Origin of the sequence: Edaphobacter sp. 4G125 (assembly GCF_014274685.1) — a bacterium.
Taxonomy (GTDB): domain Bacteria; phylum Acidobacteriota; class Terriglobia; order Terriglobales; family Acidobacteriaceae; genus Edaphobacter.
The window spans coordinates 194,228-210,996 of the sequence record NZ_CP060393.1 but is presented as its reverse complement, the minus strand read 5'-3'; the positions used below and the strand labels follow the sequence as shown (position 1 = coordinate 210,996).

16 protein-coding genes are annotated in these 16,769 nt (G+C 57.5%); 6 read left to right on the top strand and 10 right to left on the bottom strand.

The features are described from left to right. Positions 1 to 54 precede the first annotated feature (54 nt). Positions 55 to 888, bottom strand: coding sequence for an ATP-binding cassette domain-containing protein (locus H7846_RS00935; protein WP_370561314.1), 834 nt, complete (start codon positions 886 to 888; stop codon positions 55 to 57). Positions 889 to 962: 74 nt separating this feature from the next. Here H7846_RS00935 and H7846_RS00930 point away from each other — a divergent pair, with 74 nt between their 5' ends. Genes H7846_RS00930 through H7846_RS00915 form a run of 4 tightly spaced genes read left to right on the top strand, consistent with a single transcriptional unit; the run spans position 963 to position 6,686 of the window. Further along, positions 963 to 1,328 (top strand): PadR family transcriptional regulator, encoded by a 366-nt coding sequence (locus H7846_RS00930; protein ID WP_186694481.1) that lies wholly within the window; start codon positions 963 to 965, stop codon positions 1,326 to 1,328. After that, positions 1,325 to 3,994, top strand: coding sequence for an ABC transporter permease (locus H7846_RS00925; protein ID WP_186694479.1), 2,670 nt, complete (start codon positions 1,325 to 1,327; stop codon positions 3,992 to 3,994). The genes H7846_RS00930 and H7846_RS00925 overlap by 4 nt, the downstream gene beginning before the upstream one ends. 56 nt (positions 3,995 to 4,050) lie before the next feature. Then, entirely contained in the window at positions 4,051 to 5,694 is a 1,644-nt protein-coding gene (locus tag H7846_RS00920) for a hypothetical protein (protein ID WP_186694477.1), read from the top strand. Between the two features lie 44 nt (positions 5,695 to 5,738). Then, positions 5,739 to 6,686, top strand: a complete 948-nt coding sequence (locus tag H7846_RS00915; RefSeq protein WP_186694476.1) for an NAD-dependent epimerase/dehydratase family protein — start codon at positions 5,739 to 5,741, stop codon at positions 6,684 to 6,686. A 12-nt stretch (positions 6,687 to 6,698) separates the two neighbouring features. On the opposite strand, the gene H7846_RS00910 is transcribed toward H7846_RS00915, so the two are convergent. From H7846_RS00910 to H7846_RS00875, 8 genes are all read right to left on the bottom strand, one after another. Next, on the bottom strand, positions 6,699 to 7,061 hold the full coding sequence (locus H7846_RS00910; RefSeq protein ID WP_186694474.1) for a nuclear transport factor 2 family protein: 363 nt from the start codon (positions 7,059 to 7,061) through the stop codon (positions 6,699 to 6,701). 55 nt (positions 7,062 to 7,116) lie between these two features. Next, positions 7,117 to 7,998: a pirin family protein gene (locus H7846_RS00905; protein WP_186694472.1), complete on the bottom strand. Its 882-nt coding sequence runs from the start codon at positions 7,996 to 7,998 to the stop codon at positions 7,117 to 7,119. A 4-nt stretch (positions 7,999 to 8,002) separates the two neighbouring features. Further along, positions 8,003 to 8,503 (bottom strand): MarR family winged helix-turn-helix transcriptional regulator, encoded by a 501-nt coding sequence (locus tag H7846_RS00900; protein WP_186694471.1) that lies wholly within the window; start codon positions 8,501 to 8,503, stop codon positions 8,003 to 8,005. Positions 8,504 to 8,612: 109 nt separating this feature from the next. Further along, positions 8,613 to 9,284: a class I SAM-dependent methyltransferase gene (locus tag H7846_RS00895; RefSeq protein ID WP_186694469.1), complete on the bottom strand. Its 672-nt coding sequence runs from the start codon at positions 9,282 to 9,284 to the stop codon at positions 8,613 to 8,615. A gap of 14 nt (positions 9,285 to 9,298) precedes the next feature. After that, complete coding sequence (locus H7846_RS00890; protein ID WP_186694467.1) at positions 9,299 to 10,351, bottom strand: radical SAM protein; 1,053 nt, start codon at positions 10,349 to 10,351, stop codon at positions 9,299 to 9,301. Between the two features lie 107 nt (positions 10,352 to 10,458). Further along, entirely contained in the window at positions 10,459 to 11,688 is a 1,230-nt protein-coding gene (locus H7846_RS00885; RefSeq protein ID WP_186694465.1) for a PDZ domain-containing protein, read from the bottom strand. A 52-nt stretch (positions 11,689 to 11,740) separates the two neighbouring features. Next, positions 11,741 to 12,700 carry a HEAT repeat domain-containing protein gene (locus H7846_RS00880; RefSeq protein ID WP_186694463.1) on the bottom strand — a complete coding sequence of 320 codons (960 nt, stop codon included), beginning with the start codon at positions 12,698 to 12,700 and terminating at the stop codon, positions 11,741 to 11,743. A gap of 85 nt (positions 12,701 to 12,785) precedes the next feature. Beyond that, positions 12,786 to 13,574: an RNA polymerase sigma factor gene (locus H7846_RS00875; protein ID WP_186694461.1), complete on the bottom strand. Its 789-nt coding sequence runs from the start codon at positions 13,572 to 13,574 to the stop codon at positions 12,786 to 12,788. A gap of 170 nt (positions 13,575 to 13,744) precedes the next feature. Here H7846_RS00875 and H7846_RS00870 point away from each other — a divergent pair, with 170 nt between their 5' ends. Further along, positions 13,745 to 14,416: a ribonuclease HI family protein gene (locus H7846_RS00870; RefSeq protein WP_186694459.1), complete on the top strand. Its 672-nt coding sequence runs from the start codon at positions 13,745 to 13,747 to the stop codon at positions 14,414 to 14,416. Here H7846_RS00870 and H7846_RS00865 read toward each other — a convergent pair. Continuing rightward, entirely contained in the window at positions 14,403 to 14,852 is a 450-nt protein-coding gene (locus H7846_RS00865; RefSeq protein ID WP_186694457.1) for a MarR family winged helix-turn-helix transcriptional regulator, read from the bottom strand. The two genes, H7846_RS00870 and H7846_RS00865, sit on opposite strands and share 14 nt — an antisense overlap. Before the next feature lie 92 nt (positions 14,853 to 14,944). On the opposite strand from H7846_RS00865, the gene H7846_RS00860 reads away from it, so the two are divergent. Next, the gene (locus tag H7846_RS00860) at positions 14,945 to 16,765 is read left to right on the top strand and encodes a TonB-dependent receptor plug domain-containing protein (protein WP_255460759.1); all 1,821 of its coding nucleotides are present in this window, start codon (positions 14,945 to 14,947) and stop codon (positions 16,763 to 16,765) included. The last annotated feature ends 4 nt before the right edge of the window (positions 16,766 to 16,769 follow it).

The window sequence follows — 16,769 nt, the reverse complement described above, 5'->3', positions numbered from 1 at the left end:
AAACCAGAATCACACGCTTACTCTGAGTCTCTTTCCAGAGGTGCTTCCTGCTAACTATGACAACGTAGCCAGCGGCTGGCTACGGTCAGTCTGCATCGTGGGGGCCGAGGCCAGCAGACGTTTCGTGTACGGATGCTCTGGCGCGTGAAAGAGCTGAGTCGCCGAAGCCTGCTCCACAATATGGCCGTGTTGCATTACCGCAACCCGATCTGCCACCTGACTGACCACGGCAAGATCATGAGAGATAAAGAGCATCGACAGATGATGTGTTTTGCGGAGGCGGTTGAGCAGTACAAGGATCTGCGCTTGCACCGTCACATCCAGAGCCGTCGTCGGCTCATCGGCGATGAGAAGCCGGGGACGGTTCACGATGGCCATTGCAATCAGGATGCGCTGCCGCTGCCCGCCGGAGAACTGGTGCGGATAGTCGCGCACCCGGCGCTCGGGCTCAGGAAGAGCCACCTCGTGCATGGCCTCCAGCACCTTGTCGCGCACCTGATGACGCGAGAGCTCCGGGTGATGTGCTTGTACCGCTTCGGCAATCTGCGTTCCCACCGGCATGACAGGATTGAGAGCGGTCATGGGTTCCTGGAAGATCATGGCGATCTCCCGGCCGCGTCGACGCCGCATCTCCGGCTCGGAGAGGGCGAGGAGATCATAACTATCAAAACCGAGATAGCCAGTTACTGTTGCCGTGGGAGGAAGCAGGCGAAGAATGGCCAGAGAGGTCGCCGATTTTCCCGAGCCCGATTCTCCGACCAGCCCCAATGTCTCGCCTTCCTGAATCTGGAAAGAGATCCTCTCGACGGCTTTGTGTTGTCCAAAGGAGATAGACAGGTTCTCGATCTTCAGAAGTGCATCGGAGGCCATGCATTGAATGTATTGCATGGATGGTAGTAGACGATCTACTGCTTGGGGAGTAGAGTGTCTACATCTTTGACGAAGGAGCAGAATTTCTCTCGATGGCGCGGAAGGACACCTACCAGAACAGAATCGAACTGTTGCAGGGGACGCTCGACATGCTGATCCTCAAGACTCTGCAATGGGGTCCGCAGCATGGCTATGGCATCGTGCAGGCTCTGCGTACGCGATCGGGAGAAGTTCTACAGGTGGAGACCGGCTCACTCTATCCGGCGTTGCACCGGCTGGAACGGCAGGGCTGGGTGAGTTCAGAGTGGAAACAGACCGAGAGCAATCAGCGGGCGCGTTTTTACCAGATCACGGCGGCCGGTAAGAGTCAGCTTGCATCGGATCACAGCCGTTGGCAGCAGATGGTGGAAGCGATTGCGGCCGTGATGCAGGGTTCTCCCGCTGGAGGTGAGGAGTGAAGCTCCGGCGTGGCAGAAAGGACGACATCGACGAAGAGATTGCGACGCATCTGGCGATGGCTGCGGCAGACCGGGAAGAACAAGGAGAGTCGCCCGACGAGGCGCGTCGTGCGGCGGCACGAGAGTTTGGTAATCCACTGTTGGTCCGTGAAGTGACGCGTGACATGTGGGGATGGGAGTGGTTCGATCGCCTGATGCAGGATCTGCGATATGCCTGGCGTCAGATACGGCGGTCGCCAGGATTTTCGTTCATGGTTGTTACGACGCTTGCCATCGGACTTGGCGCAACGGCAGCCATGTTTACGATCGTTAATCGCGTTCTTCTGCAGGTCCTGCCTTACTCCGATCCGCAGAGGCTGGCCTCTATCCAGGAGTCCGGCCGACGCGGCGACCGAGACCAGACACCGTGGCCAGACATTGAACAGTGGCAGATCAGGACGCGGTCTTTCGAGGACATCGGTTTTTATCGTGGGAATGGCCGCTCCTTTCTTGAAGGCGATACTGTAGCGGAGCAGATCGATCATTATCAGGTCAGCACAAACTTGTTTTCTGTCCTTGGAGTCAGCCCTGCAATTGGCCGCGGCTTTACCGATAGCAAAGACCAGCGTTTTGCCCATGCCGGTGATGAGAACACGATTGTGTTGAGCGATGCGGTGTGGCGCGATGCCTTCGGAGCAAGGAAAGATATCCTTGGCAAGATCGTCCGGATCAGCGGCGACCCCTACACGGTGGTGGGAGTGATGCCTCGTGTCGTTGCTTTCCCTTGGCGCACATCCTTTCCTCAGGTTTGGAGCGCAGCGCGCTTCCAGAAATCGGACGATACTCGCATCGATCCCGTGAGAGCCTATATTGCAATTGCCCGGATGAAGCGCGGCGTCCGCATCTCCGAGGCCATGACCGAGATGAAGGTGATTCAGGCCGATGTGGCGAAGCTCTATACCGATCCCTATTCGAGAGATCTTGTGACTTCGGCCACGGTAACTCCTTACGGGGATTCGCTGGTTAAGCCTGAGGTTAGACATGCTCTGCTGGCGTTGTTTGGTGCTTCGGGCGTGTTGTGGCTTATCGCCTGCATCAACGTAACTGGCCTATTGCTGGCTCGCGCCACTGTTCGTCAGCGCGAGATCGCGATCCGCGGCGCACTGGGAGCGAGTCGTGGACGCCTCGTGCGCCAGCTGATGATGGAAGGGTTTTTGCTGAGCGCGGGAGGATCATTATTGGGATTGGGTCTGGCCATCGGCCTGCTGAAGATCTTTGCTCATGGTCTGGCAACACAACTCAGTATCAAAAGCGTGATGCCGGATGGAAGAGTGATTCTGGTCCTGCTCGTCCTAACGATTGGGAGCGCAGTTCTCTCTGCGATGTGGCCTGCATGGTCAAGTGCACGAGCGTCGATTGAGCCGGCTTTGCGTCAGGGAAGCGGACAGGCCGGCCACACCCGCGACCAGCACAGGCTTCGTTCCCTGCTGGTCGTAACCCAGATCGCAATGTCGCTGGTGCTGCTCGTCTCCTGCGGCCTTTTGCTGCGGACCATCTACGCTCTACGCCATGCCCCGCTTGGCTTCAGGACGGATCACATCCTCGTGGGAAGCATGGCGATTCCCTCGTACCGCTTTACCGGAGAGGACCTCGGGAGCAAGCTCTATACTCCACTACTGGAGCGCGTAAAGGCTCTACCCGGGGTGGAGAGTGCAACTCTTATGACAGAGGTTCCATTGGGGCACACTTTTAATGTCACCTTTTCCTTCGGTGGAGAGGGTAACAGCGCCGATGCTGTAAGGAAGCGTGATTTCAGAGCTACGCTCCGCGTTGTTGGGCCGGATGCACAGAAAGTGTTTGGCTTCAGCATGTTCAAAGGAAGATTTTTTAATGGAAGAGATACGGCAGGCTCCCAACCTGTTGTCGTCGTAAACCGAGCTTTCGTCAAGGAGTTTTCCCTGACGAATGACCCAGATAAAGTCATAGGCGAACATCTGATCAATCTCGAAAAGGGCAAGCCTGCCATTGTAGTGGGCGTGCTCGACGATACGCGGCAGGTTTCAGTAGCAAAGCAGTCTCAACCCGAGATCGAGATTTATCTTCCGCAACTGACTCCGGTAAGTACCTTTTACAAGATGGCAGAGGGCATCGCGATGGACCTTGTGGTGCGCACGGAACGGCCTTCGTCGTCGATCGTGCCGGAGATCAAAGAGTTGATGCGCAAGGCGAGTCCCGAGCTGGCGAACACTACCTTTACCAGCATGGATCAGATTGTTGAAGACTCCTATGGCAATCAACAGTTGATCGCGCGCCTTCTTGTCGTCTTCGGATGTGCAGCCCTGCTGCTGTGCCTCTCAGGGCTTTACGGTTTGCTGGCCCAGTTGGTTACCCAACGTACCCGCGAGATCGGCGTGAGGATGGCGTTGGGCGCCGACCGCGGAGCGGTACTCTGGCTGGTGATGCGTCAGGCCGGTCGCATGTTGATTGCAGGAGCTCTGATCGGGCTTGCGTTGGTCTACTTTAGCGGAAGGCTCGTCAGTGGTTTTCTTTATGGGGTAACTGCCTATGATGCCTGGACTTTAACCTCAATTTCCGCGCTATTACTGGCAAGCGGTCTGGTCGCGGCCTATCTCCCTGCCCGGCGAGCGGCAGCCGTCGATCCGATGGAGGCTCTTCGGGCTGAGTAAAGCACGGCTTGGCACCCCAACTTTGCGCTCAAGATCGCGTCTAAACTTAACCAGCGATGAAAGATCGGATACGAAGCGCGATCACGGGTGTTGTCCTTGCTGCTACAGCGACTTGCGTGGCCCAGACCCATAAAGTGGCTCCCACGCCCGAGACCGTTGTACGGGCCGTAGGCGTGTATGAGTGGACAGGGGATTTGTCCAAACCGACCGGAAGCCGCTTTGTTCCGGTAACGGTGTTCATCAATGGCGACTTGGAAGATGCCGGTTTCTACAAACCGCAGCCTGTGCCGTTTGCGTTGCTCTCCGGGAATATCTACCAGTTACAGGATGCCGGATTGCCCAAAGGGGACCTTGTGCTTGAGACGGCCCTGAATGCCAGGTTGCCGGATGGTGCTCCAGGGCCGGCTTTCGATGCGGGCTGGACTGCCTATGGCACGTATAAGCCACTGGCTGCATCGAAACCGGCGACAGCTCTGAAGCCGTCGAAGAACCTTCCTGTTATTCAGGTTTCAGGAGGAGATTCGAGCAAACCTCACCTGACAAATAAAAGCGGCGATAACTCTGCAAGCAAGGGCACGAATTCAGGGAAGCAGGGAACGAAGTCTGGATCGGGCACGGATACAAACGATACAACCACTTCCAGCAACGATCCTGATCGTCCGACGATGCATCGCAGGACCGCTCCAGACGATACAGCCGGAACTTCTTCGGGTTCGGGGAACGGAAGCGGCACGACAGACTCCTCCAACGATCCCGCAGAACGTCCTACGCTGAAACGCCGTTCTCCTGAAGAGGAAAAGGCAGCCAAGGAGCAGAAGAAGAAAAACGATATTGCTACCGTGACCGGAGCAGGCTCTCTGAATGACGATCCTGATCGTCCTCGTCTGAAGCGTGGAGACGCAAACAAGGATGGTGGCGAGGACATGCCGAAGCTGATGGGGCTTCCGAAGGACATGCATCAGATGGTGGCGGTCTCGGATGCGAAAAACCGCGATACACATCCTTTTGCTCGACCGTGGGAAGACTCGAATGAGCATGCGGCGATTTTGACCAAGATGCAGGGATTCGCACGGGCGAAGCTGGCAGCGTATGGAGTGGTGCCGGGCATAACTCCACCGTCTGCAATTGCAGGCGTCGCGACGGCTCCCGCAACAGGCACGATCTCAGACACGACTCCCGATTCCGGACCTCCTACGCTGAAGCGAGGTATTCCGCAGAAGTCTTCGGTTACCACAGAGGACAAGCCACTCCCGACGCAGGCTTCCGCATCTACACCTGCGCCCAAAGTCAGCAAGACAACGGCGAAGCGCGCTGGCACGAAGGGACACCACGCCACTACAGTCTCGCCGGTCACCCTTGCCGACGAGGAGCTCAAGGGGTACACGCTGAGTTACGGTGGCTCACCGACCTATGTCTACATGGCCCACACGGTCGAAACAGGTTCAGTGATGCGCTATGTGACGATCGTCGCGCAGGACAATGGTATGGGCGAGTTGAAGATTGCGCTGGCCAGCGTGACCGATGCCGCGCATCTCGATCGCACTCCCTGGATGCGGCTGGTGGATGCTGTCGATGTGGAAGCCAGCAATCGCGCGAGCTTACTATTCGAACTTCGCGGACAGACCTCGCGGCAATTCGCGCTCTACCGCGTGATCGCAGCCAAATCAGAGCAGATCTTCCCGGAAGCGAATGCGATGTAGTTGTAGTAAAGCTCTGCTAGTGTAGAGCGCAGTCGAGGGTTCCTATGGCAAAGATTGCCCTGTTTGGAGCTGCGGGCGCAATTGGCCGCAGTCTGGCTGACGCATTGCAACAACGTGGTGAGGGTTATCGCGTAGTGGGTCGCGATCGAGCACGTCTGGAGAAGACCTTTGGCGGCTTTGGCGTAGAGATCGCAACCTGGAATCTGGATGATCCAGCATCGGTTCGCGAAGCGGCACGCGGAATCGATACCCTGATCTACCTTGTCGGTGTGCCTTATAACCACTTCGAGCTGCATCCGCAGGTAATGCAAAAAACACTGGATGGAGCAATTGCGGAAAATGTGCGCCGCATCTTGTTGATCGGTACAGTCTATCCCTATGGAACACCTGTAACCGCAAAGGTTACAGAAGAGCATCCGCGCAATCCAACAACTTTCAAAGGCAAGATGCGTAAGGAGCAGGAAGACCTGCTGCTTGCTGCCGATGCTGCCGGAAAGATCGAGGGAGTGGTGTTGCGGCTTCCGGATTTCTATGGACCGGGTGTAGAGGCCAGCTTTCTCGATGGAGCCTTCAAGGCAGCAGTTTCAGGAGGAACCGCCGACATGGTGGGACCGATCGATACGCCGCACGAGTTTGTCTTCGTGCCCGATGTGGGTCCGGTTGCTCTCGATCTGGCTGCAAAACCAGAAGCACGAGGCCACTGGTGGAATCTTGCCGGGGCAGGGATCACGAGTCAACGCAAGATGGCCGAGATGGCCTTCGCGCTAACGGGAAAGCCGATGAAGATTCGTGTAGCAGGCAAGACCATGCTGCGTGTAATTGGACTCTTCAAGCCATTTATGCGCGAACTGGTGGAGATGCATTACCTGCAAACGAATCCTGTGCTGCTGGATGATACAGCTCTGACGACGCTGCTTGGCACGGTAAAGAAGACTCCGTATGAAGACGGAGTGAGGCAGTGTGTGGAGTATCTCTCCATGCAGAAGAAGTAAATAGAGTCTGGCTTAGGGTAGCTTGTCGAAAAAGAGATACACGGCTGCAATTCGACCGTCCCGCGCAATGATGAAGTCGGTCCCTGCGTAAGCTGGTGCTTCACCGGGTCGGCCCGATACCCATGAGACGCGACCGCCATCGCCCGATTCTTCGGGTTCGGCAATGGGCTGATATTGAAAGTCGGGATGAGTCGCCTTGATCGCACCTGCGACACGGTCGATCTCGTCACGCCCTCGATAGACCCCGTTATTCGGGTCGTAGAATACGGAATCTTCGGCGTAGATCTCGTCGATCGCAGCGCGCCTGCGCACGGGATCGTTTTCACCAAAGACATCATGAAGATTGCGGATCAACAAGGTCGATATGGATGACATGGCTTGTCCTTTGGGAAAAAGAAAGGGCCTTCAATGATGAAGGCCCTGGGTTGTTTTACAGGTTGCCAAAGCGGCCTGACTTGAAGTCCTCGACGGCCTGAACAATCTCTTCTCGAGTGTTCATTACGAAGGGACCATAGCTGGCGATGGGCTCGTTGATCGGTTCACCGCTCAGCAGCACAAGCTCGGAATCGGCAGTGGCTTCGATCGTGACGGTGTCGCCTTCGCGGCCGAGGGTCGCGATGCGAGCCTCGCCGGTCAGTGTAGCGGTTCCGTTTACTATGGCGTCTCCTTTGCGAAGTACGACTGCAGTGTTGTGTCCCTCGGGGACAGTGAGCTCAACCTTTTCGCCAGCCTTCAGGATGACGTCCCAGACGTTGAGCGAAGTAAAGGTCTTTGCTGGTCCGCTGGTTCCGTTGAGTGAGCCTGCGATTACGCGAGCATGTCCGCCGGTCGGGAAGTTCACCGTAGGGATCTGTTCCTTGGTGAGGGCTTGATACCCGGGCTTCGACATCTTGTCCTTCGCGGGCAGATTCACCCACAACTGGATCATCTCGAAGGTCCCCCCGTTCTTCGTAAACTCGGCCTCGTGCAGCTCCTCGTGCAGAACTCCGGAGGCAGCGGTCATCCACTGAACGTCGCCGGGATAGATCGTGCCGGAGTTTCCAGAGGAGTCGCGATGCGCCACTGAACCCTGATACGCGATGGTCACGGTCTCAAAACCACGGTGCGGGTGTTCGCCGACTCCGCGTGGCTTCGGCGCCGGTTTGAAGTACTGCGGTCCGGCATAATCGAGCATCAGGAACGGCGAAACCTCAAGCTGCACTCCATTCGAGGGAAAGAGGTTACGGACGGGGAAGCCGTCGCCGACCCAGTGGTTCGAACCCGCCCCATAGGTTCCGAGGACTTTTTTCTGCGTGGTGGTTGTGGTGGCCATTGTGTTACTCCTTTCGGCGTCCGTTGACGCCTGTTACTTGCGGTGCTGTGTGAAAAGTTGCTTCGGCAGTACGACCCAGCCGCCGCAGCAAAGGCAAGAGCTGCGCACGATCCTGTTGACTGAAACCAGCCAGGGCTGCCTCCATCTCTTCGCTGTGCTGTGTGAAGGCACACTCGATGAGCTTCCGTCCTTCGGGCGTAAGTCCGACGATGCGGGTGCGACGGTCTTTTGGATCGTCTGATCGCGCTACCAGGCCGCGCGTCTCCATCCGATCGACAGCCGTTGTCATCGAGCCACTGGTCAGCAGCACCTTCTGCCGTAGCTCACTGATGGTCAGCGGTCCTTTATGGAGCAAAGCTTCGAGTACGCCGAAGTCTGTCGCTCCCATCTGAAATCGGCCTATACTGCGCGTCGAGTGTGCCTCGACGGCTCGTGCGGCTTTCCAGAGTAAAAGCCAAAGGTGGATACCGCTCAGATCAGGTTCGTGTTGGGTCGTGTCTGTCATATTTCTTGATATAAAGATGTTTGATATCAAGATAAAGATTCAACAGATATTTTTAAACTTAGGGCGACAACCATAAGTGTCTGGAAATAAAGCGATAGCTGGAGACTACCTACTTCACCACAAAGATCAGGAAGTAATCCTGTCCGTCCGCCTTCGTAAAGTCGTAGGTCGCGGACAGGCGGAATCCAGCCTCAGCCATCTCTTTTTCGACAACCTGGTGGTCGAGGCCGTGATTGGTCCCGTCTCCATTCCTGTCGATGATGCCGACCTTTGCCCCCTGGCGGAGCGCGGGTCGGAGGTTTTTCATGAATTCCAGAGGCTGCGCGATCTCGTGATAGACCTTCAGCAGAAGTACGGCATCCACGCTACCCGGCGGGAGCATCGGATCGTCCGGTTTGCCGAGAACCGTGCGGATATTCGTTAGATTCTCTTTGGCGATGCGCTTGCCAATGGATTCGATGGCCAGCGGATTGATGTCTTCGGCAATCACGGCTCCTGTCACTCCGACCCGTTTTGAGGCGCGTACCGTGAACCAGCCCGACCCAGCACCGATATCGGCGACGTTCTTTCCTGCTTTGATATCGAGAAGATCCATTACGCGGTCGATCTGGAGCTTCTTGTCGCGGTCTGGAGATTCGAAGATGGAGAGGTCGCCCGTATAGGGCCTGCTGGTCTGGCGCGGCGTCTCCGTCTCCTGCGGCGCAGTTGCAGTTTGGGGGAAGGCATGGCTGGAGAGAAGGATTGAGGCCAGGACAGCAATTGCGAGACGCCGAAGGCCCATCGCCTTCCTCCCTGCTACTGAATCTGAACGAGCTGACCGTGTGTGTGACCAGAACCCGGTGTGACCGTACCGCTATTCTGTGGAGCGCGCCAGTGATCGATATAGCTGACCTGGTGAACACAGCTGATGGTGCAGCTGGGGGCACAGCTCTTTTCGGTAAGGAACTCGCGCTTGACGTCCTCGGTGGTGTACTGGGACAGCGGGACGCCGGGGAAGCCGCGCTGCTGACTGCAGTAATGGACGAGGCCATTCTCGCAGATGTAGAGATAACGTCCGCCTGCGCGGCAGCGCCAGTCGTTGGTCTGGCCGTTGGCGATGGCTTCCTGGAACTGATTGAAGCGAGTGTAGCTGCGACGAGTCATGGAGCGGACGGTGTCCCACACCTTGCGCTCGGAATCACCGAGAGGCTTGAGCTGGCCTGAGCCGTCGTGGATGATCCCGATGGTCGTGCTGAAACCCATGGCCAAAGCGCGTTCGCTGATCACGCGAGCATCGTCGGGATTGGAGACACCACCACCGACGACGGAGTTGATGTTGACGTGAAAGTCGGCGTGCTCCGCCAGCATCTGAAGCTTCTTATCCAGAACCTTCAGGCTCTTCTTCGAGACGTCATCCGGCATGATGTTGTCGATCGAGATCTGCATGTGATCGAGCCCGGCCTGGTTCAGGCGCTGGATGCGCTCCGGCATGAGCAGATAGCCATTGGTGATCATGCCCGCAATGGCTCCGGTCCTGCGGATGCGCGCGATGACCTGGTCGAGATCGGGATGGAGCAGAGGTTCGCCGCCCGAGATGGTAATGACACTGGTTCCCAGCCGGCCAAGATCATCGATGCGGCCCAGCATCTCATCAATCGGCACCGGATCGGAGTAGTCGTCGTACTCGTTGCAATAAGCGCAGGCCAGATTACACCGCCGCATGGGCACAATCTGCGCCATGTAGGGGTGGTCCGTCGAGGCGATGGCCGAAGCGACAGACTCGACCTCACGCGCCAGGCGGTTCGCTGCTTTAAGCCGGCGGCGGAGAGTCATCTTGCGCTTGATAGGTGGGCTGAGGACGAAAGACATGCCAGAAGTAAGTATATCGAACCCTGGGCCAGGAGAGGGGTGACTGACGTTTCCGAAAGCAGGGCGAACCGCATGGAAATACAACAAAGGAAAGGAAAAGAGGAGGGTTAGTCCAGTCTCACCATGTGTTGTATCTGCTGGTGCAGGGTGCTCACCCTGTCACGAACCACCGGCGGGTTCAGCTGATGGCGCGCCGCTTCGGCGGCAGCCATCACCTGTCGGCGGGTCTGATTCATCTGGCGCTGAAAGTCGGGATAGTGTGACCATGCGTTCAGTCTAGCGATCATCTGCGCAGTCTCCGGATTAAAGCGGACATCCTCGAGCTGTTGGCGCATCCTTGCAGCCATTGCGTCGAAGACGGGCTGCAGTTCTGCAAGCATGGCGCGGGTTTGTTGTGCCTGGTCTGAATCGCCGAAGTAGCCCTCCAGGCTGGTCCACGGTGTGACGGCCGAGCGCCTCTTCGTGTCGGGAGTCAGAGTAAGGGTCTGTTTCTTTCGATCGCGAAGGATAACGACGTTGACGGTCTTTCCCCGGTTCTCGTGAATCGTCTTTGACCAATCGTTTCCGCTGGCGATGGGCAGAGCGTTAAGCTTCACGACCACGTCACCGGCCTTCAGACCGGCGTCAGCTGCAGGGCTGCTCGGTTCAACGTTGCGCACCAGGAGTCCAGTACCGCCTTGTACGCCGAAAAACTCCGCCAGCTGCGGCCCCATTACTTCGAGTTTTGCCCCGGTATATGAGGAGCTGACCAGCACCGTGGTTCCCAGGAAAGTATGGGTCCCTTTGACCGATGTCGACTTCGAGGGAGCAAGAAAGGAGTTTCCCGGGTGGGAGACATCGGCAGAGGAGCTATTGGAGGGCTCAGGCACCGTGTAGTGTTTCTCCCATGCCTCACGCTCGACCTCTTCCCGGTTGGCAAGGTGCGTCTGAATCGTATGCTGCTGGCCATCGCGGCTGATGAGGAAGGTTACGGTACGGCCTGCCGGCATCTCGCGTAACATGCGTCGAAGCTGGGTTTCGCCATCGATGGCCTGCCCATTCATCTGAAGAATCACGTCATGCAGCTCCAGGCCATCCTTGCAGGCCGGTGCATCATGATCGACACCGACGATCTCGGCCCCATGCGTGTCTTTCAGTTTCAACGCGGAGACCTGATCTTCACTGATGTCCTTCAGATCAACGCCGAGATATCCCTGAGAATTTTTTCCGGAGAGTCCGACCACCCTCAGCATTGCGGAAGTGTGCAGGGGGCCAGGCTGCGCCAGCGACGAGGCTCCATTCAGCAGGACTACTCCCGCTGCCAGAACCAGAACGCTGAACGACTTTGCGTGACTCATTGCGTAATTCCTTGCATCGTGTGATTTGCAGCGAAAAGGGGAAAGACCCAATCTATTGAATTGAATCCGATCCTTGCAACGTGTTGTAGCTCACGGTGCGGATATAGGGATTCTCATCCTGGGTAGAAACGGTACGCAAGACCTGGCGGACGCTGGAATCGTGCTGGACCGGGGTCAGCAGGCTTACTGCCGCCATCCGCACCTGTGCATCGGGGTCATGTGCGAGCGATTCGAGAACAGCATCGCGAACTCTGCGGTCCTGCCCGATATAGCTTTCCAATCCCTCAAGTGCCTTGAGCCGGACCCCGGGGTCTTTGTCGTAACGCAGAGAGACAAGAAGCGCTCCGCGGACACCCTTACCGTCGTCACGGGCTGCGCATTCATGGCCGGCTTTGCACTCGCTGGCGAGCAGCTGGACAGAGTTGGCGCGAATGCCATCGGTGGGAGAGGTTGTTGCCTTCATCAACAGATCGCGGATTTCCTTGGAATCAAGAGAACCCTCGATGGTTTCAGGAACGATGCGGTTGTAATGCACCTGCACCATCTCAGAGTCCGGCGTACGATCGATGCCGGTAACGCTGGCGACTACGCTTTGGGCGGGAACGCTGCTGGTGGAGGCCGGCTGAGGTTGAGGCTGCTTCGCGACCTCGTAACGGTTCAGGAAGTTCCCGCCGATAAATCCCACGCCGATAAGCAGCGTGGCCAAGGCGGGCGCACTGCGCAGGTGTCCCACCCAGAGAAAAAAGTTTGCCCGCAGACGGGTAAAGAACCCGTGAGGAGGAATCGCGTCCAGCGCATCATCCAGACGCATGCGCGATTGCGCCAGCAGGTTCGGTGTTGGCTCCGCAACGGGAAGCGTCGCCAGCTGCGGCTCGATCCCCTCAAGGGCGCTCAACTCTGCGCGGCACTCTTCGCAGGTCATCAGATGCTGCTCCAACGTGCTCGCCAACTCGTCCGGCAGCTCGCCGTAGTACGCCAGGATTACGTTGTCTCTCGCCATCTCGCACTTCATGTTCCTTACCTCAACCAGCCTCAAAAATTGATCGTTCTCCCGGGTCTGTATCGATCGATTCGCCCGTTTTTTTCTTTACAAATTTCTAAGCTCCTCGCAGCTCGGCCAAGTTCGCCCGCAATTTTCGGGTCGCGCGAAACAAAGTATTTTTGGCCGTCTCTTCTGTCGTATTCAACATCTCGCCAATAGTGCGCAACTTCAATCCCTGATAGTGCTTCAGCTCAAAAACCATCCGCTCTCGCGGAGTCAACTTGTCGAGCGCGGCCAGGATGCGTTCGCCCATGCGCTTGCGCTCCAGTTCCCGGGCCGGGTTCGACATCGAACGATCGTCGGAGACATTAGCCAGCAGGTCCATCTCGTCGCCGCTGGAATCCATGACCGTTGAAGGATCCTCTCTCCGACTCTTGCGCCGCCGCAGCTGGTCCAGGCAAAGGTTCGTCACAATGCGGTACAGCCAGGTGTAGAAGCTGCACTCGAACCGAAAATTCGTCAGGTGCCGGTAGGCCTTGATGAAAGCCTCCTGGTGCACGTCCTGGGCATCCTGTTCATTTCCCAGCATGTGGAGCGCCAGCCGCAGCACGCTCTGGTCATAGCGGCGCACCAGGGCGTCAAATGCAGCCCGGTTGCCCTTTTGGGCCTCGCGGATCAGCTCATCGTCCTCAATACGCTGTTGCGCACGGGCTTCCAGCTGCGCCGGGGTCAGTTTGTTTCTCGCGCCGGGTTGGGTCGCTGCCTTTGCCATGCCTGGCAACGATTTTACCGCCGCATCCTGTAAACCCAGCGCAAAGGGGCTGGGACGCCGCCCTCGAGAACTCGAGGAGAGCCTGGATGCCAGTTCCCCGCCAGGGGTAATCACAATCGCTTCAACCTTCATTCGTCCGACTCCGGAGTCAGGAACAATGTCTTCCTGAAGAAATAGACCCACCTGCTTGTGGAAAGGTAAGCAAGGCCAAATCAGTCCTTGTTCTTCGGTTCCAGGCCTGTGAGACGGATGATTTGCTATCCGCATCTTCAACGTTCACGATTCCCTATAAACTCACATCTATGTCTCATCGCTCGACCGCTCCCAGCCTCTTTTCAGATTCGCCTTCCAGCCAGGCCGGATGGGTCACGGCCCACTGCGATGGGGGGGCCCGGGGAAATCCCGGTCCGTCAGGGTATGGGGCTGTTTTTACCGGCCCGGGCGGGGAGCTTCTGGCTGAGTTGAGCGAGTTCCTCGGAATCCGTACCAACAACTACGCCGAGTACTCCGGCTTGCTCGGTGTATTGGACTACGCTTTACAGCACGGTTACAGACGCTTGCGCGTCGTTTCGGACTCAGAACTGATGGTCAAGCAGATTCAGGGCAAGTACCGGGTTAACTCACCCGACCTGAAGCCTCTCTGGCAGGAGGCGAAGAATCGTATTGCGCGCCTGGAAGATTTTGAGATCTCCCACGCTCTGCGGCACAAGAACAAGGACGCTGACCGGCTGGCCAATCAGGCGATGGATCGGGGGATGAAGCGTCCGCAGGCTCCTGGCCAACCGGCGCCAGCGCCTTTGAAAGCGACTCCGTACCCAACGAAGTCCTCGGCTCCGCCTGATCCGGACGCGCCCCGTGCGGCTGGTTCCAGCTCGGGAACGATGCTGCGAGGATTTACACGCGATGGCGTGGTTCACGTGCTCGGAGGGCAGACGCTGCCGAACGGAATCTTCGTCAAGATCATCCCCGAGTAAGTTGTCCGCAGAGCTTTTCTACAGCATCCATCTGGCGCAAAGCGGCTTCGAGCTTTGCAGCGCCGATCTCGCGCTCGATGCCGGACTGCATGCGATCGAGGATGCCGGCCACGCGGGCTGCCTTGCGCCTACCGGCGGGCTCCAGTTCCAACAGAAAGCCGCGCGCGTCGTCGGGATCGATACGGCGGCGAACCAGCCGTTTGGCCTCGAGCGAAGAAACGATGTGGCTGACATTACCGCGTGTCGTCTCAAAGGTACGTGCAAGCTCCGAGGGGCGAACCCGCTTCTTCTCCAGAAAGATCGCCGCGAGCATCAGGGACTCGGAGAACATAAGTTCTTCCTGCTTTAGCGCAGCGTTCAGCGAGGACTCCATACGCCGGGCGATGCGGCTGACCTGAAAGACAGGACTCTGCTCAAGAAACGATTCGATACGCATACAAAGAGATTTTAGTTGATACGTTCAATTACTTACATCTATACAAAATTACCCATGCGGAGCCACATTTCCTGATCAAGAATGTTCTTGTGTTGAATTCAAGAACATTCTTGATCGTCGCCGGTCTCTCAACGTTTGCATGGGCCCAACAACCTCAGCAGTCGACTTCCATTGCTCCTGTTCAGGAGAACATTACGGTTACGACTGCCATCCCGCCGATTCCGCTTTCGGAGTCGAATCGTTCGGTCCAGACGCTCGATACCCGCGAGCAGCCGCTGCTCTTCAACAACGTCACCGACTACCTGCGGCAGGACACGACGGTGAATCTGCAGTCTCGCGCTGCGAATGGAGTGCAGGCGGACCTGTCGATTCGTGGAACTACCTTTGAGCAGTCGCTGGTCTTACTGAATGGCCTTCGTATCAACGATCCTGAGACGGCGCACATGAACCTCGATATCTCGGTTCCGTTGAATGCTCTTTCGCGCGTCGAGGTTCTGCATGGTTCGGGCTCGACCTTTTATGGCTCGGACGCGATTGGAGGAGCCGTCAATCTCATTACGCAGCGGCCTCCCGCGGATACGCGCTTCAGCCTGATTGCGAAGTCCGGCGCAGGGAATTATGGATCGTTGGAGAACCATCTCCGTGCGGACTGGAGCAGCCGCCGTATCAGCGAAGAGCTAAGCGGAAGTCGCGATACTTCCGATGGCTTCATCCACAATCGCAACTACTCGAGTAATGCGCTGTCGTCGGAGACGTGGCTGAGTGTGTTGAAGCCCGGCACGACCGACATCCTGCTTGCCACTAGCGATCGTCCTTACGGGGCTAATCAGTTCTACGGAAACTACAACTCGTGGGAGCGTACCAAGGGTTGGTTTGCCGCATTGCAGCAGCAGCTTGGTCAGCGCACTTCGGCGAGCTTTGCCTATCGACGCCATACCGATCTCTTTGTGCTGCTCCTCGAACGACCGAACTACTACCGTAATAACCACATCACCACGGCGTGGCAGGGTGCGCTACGCCGCGCCGATGCGCTTGGAACCAACACCACGCTCTCTTATGGACTTGAAGCGAACGGCGACGACATCCACAGCACGAACCTGGGCATCCATGCCCGCAATCAGGGTGCAGGGTACGTGAATCTCTCGCTGCGTTCGTTGAAGCGCTTGTCGCTCTCGCTTGGAGCACGCGAACAGGTCTTCTCCGGCGGCACCTCTGTCTTTTCGCCGAATGTCGCAGGAGCATATTCACTCACCGGAACGTTGAGATTGCGTGGCTCCGTAGGGCATGGCTATCGCCTGCCAACCTACCTCGACCTCTACTACTCCGATCCGGCGACGGTTGGGAATCCGCACCTCAAGCCTGAGTCTTCGTGGAGCTACGAGGGCGGGTTTGATTGGACTCCAGCGAACTCGCCCTTCACTCTGAGCGCTACAGGGTTCCATCTTCGACTGAAGGACGGCATCGACTATTCGAAGTACGACCTCTCCAAGCCCTGGCAGGCAGTCAATGTTGCCAACAACGCCTATAACGGTGCTGAGGCCAGCATGCGACTAAGGTTGCCCGCCTCGCAGCAGCTCCAGCTTGGCTATACCGCGGTGCAGGCCACCTCGCCACCGCCGGGTCTGATCTCCGAGTACGCCTTCAACTACGCGGCGCAGTCAGCGCTGATTGCATGGAGCGGGCAATTCCCGGGTCAAATCGTGGCACGGAGCCAGCTTGCAGTCATCCAGAAGACCACGCAGTCGCCCTACCCTCTATGGGACGTCGCTTTGGCCCGTAATACGGGAAAGTTCCGCCCGTATGTGCGGGTGCTCAATCTCACGAATACTTCGTATCAGGAGGTTCCCGGTGTGCCGGTGCAGGGTCGCACTGTCATGGCGGGAGCGGAGCTGAACTGGTCGATCCGGCGCTGATCGC

What these genes read in the sequence shown, in the direction of transcription:
- H7846_RS00875 (WP_186694461.1), bottom strand. Translation starts at nt 13,574, where the DNA reads ATGAAGGTTGAAGCGATTGTGATTACCCCTGGCGGGGAACTGGCATCC.
- H7846_RS00920 (WP_186694477.1), top strand. Translation starts at nt 4,051, where the DNA reads ATGAAAGATCGGATACGAAGCGCGATCACGGGTGTTGTCCTTGCTGCT.
- H7846_RS00910 (WP_186694474.1), bottom strand. Translation starts at nt 7,061, where the DNA reads ATGTCATCCATATCGACCTTGTTGATCCGCAATCTTCATGATGTCTTT.
- H7846_RS00880 (WP_186694463.1), bottom strand. Translation starts at nt 12,700, where the DNA reads ATGAAGTGCGAGATGGCGAGAGACAACGTAATCCTGGCGTACTACGGC.
- H7846_RS00930 (WP_186694481.1), top strand. Translation starts at nt 963, where the DNA reads ATGGCGCGGAAGGACACCTACCAGAACAGAATCGAACTGTTGCAGGGG.
- H7846_RS00905 (WP_186694472.1), bottom strand. Translation starts at nt 7,998, where the DNA reads ATGGCCACCACAACCACCACGCAGAAAAAAGTCCTCGGAACCTATGGG.
- H7846_RS00900 (WP_186694471.1), bottom strand. Translation starts at nt 8,503, where the DNA reads ATGACAGACACGACCCAACACGAACCTGATCTGAGCGGTATCCACCTT.
- H7846_RS00915 (WP_186694476.1), top strand. Translation starts at nt 5,739, where the DNA reads ATGGCAAAGATTGCCCTGTTTGGAGCTGCGGGCGCAATTGGCCGCAGT.
- H7846_RS00870 (WP_186694459.1), top strand. Translation starts at nt 13,745, where the DNA reads ATGTCTCATCGCTCGACCGCTCCCAGCCTCTTTTCAGATTCGCCTTCC.
- H7846_RS00890 (WP_186694467.1), bottom strand. Translation starts at nt 10,351, where the DNA reads ATGTCTTTCGTCCTCAGCCCACCTATCAAGCGCAAGATGACTCTCCGC.
- H7846_RS00935 (WP_370561314.1), bottom strand. Translation starts at nt 888, where the DNA reads ATGCAATACATTCAATGCATGGCCTCCGATGCACTTCTGAAGATCGAG.
- H7846_RS00885 (WP_186694465.1), bottom strand. Translation starts at nt 11,688, where the DNA reads ATGAGTCACGCAAAGTCGTTCAGCGTTCTGGTTCTGGCAGCGGGAGTA.
- H7846_RS00865 (WP_186694457.1), bottom strand. Translation starts at nt 14,852, where the DNA reads ATGCGTATCGAATCGTTTCTTGAGCAGAGTCCTGTCTTTCAGGTCAGC.
- H7846_RS00895 (WP_186694469.1), bottom strand. Translation starts at nt 9,284, where the DNA reads ATGGGCCTTCGGCGTCTCGCAATTGCTGTCCTGGCCTCAATCCTTCTC.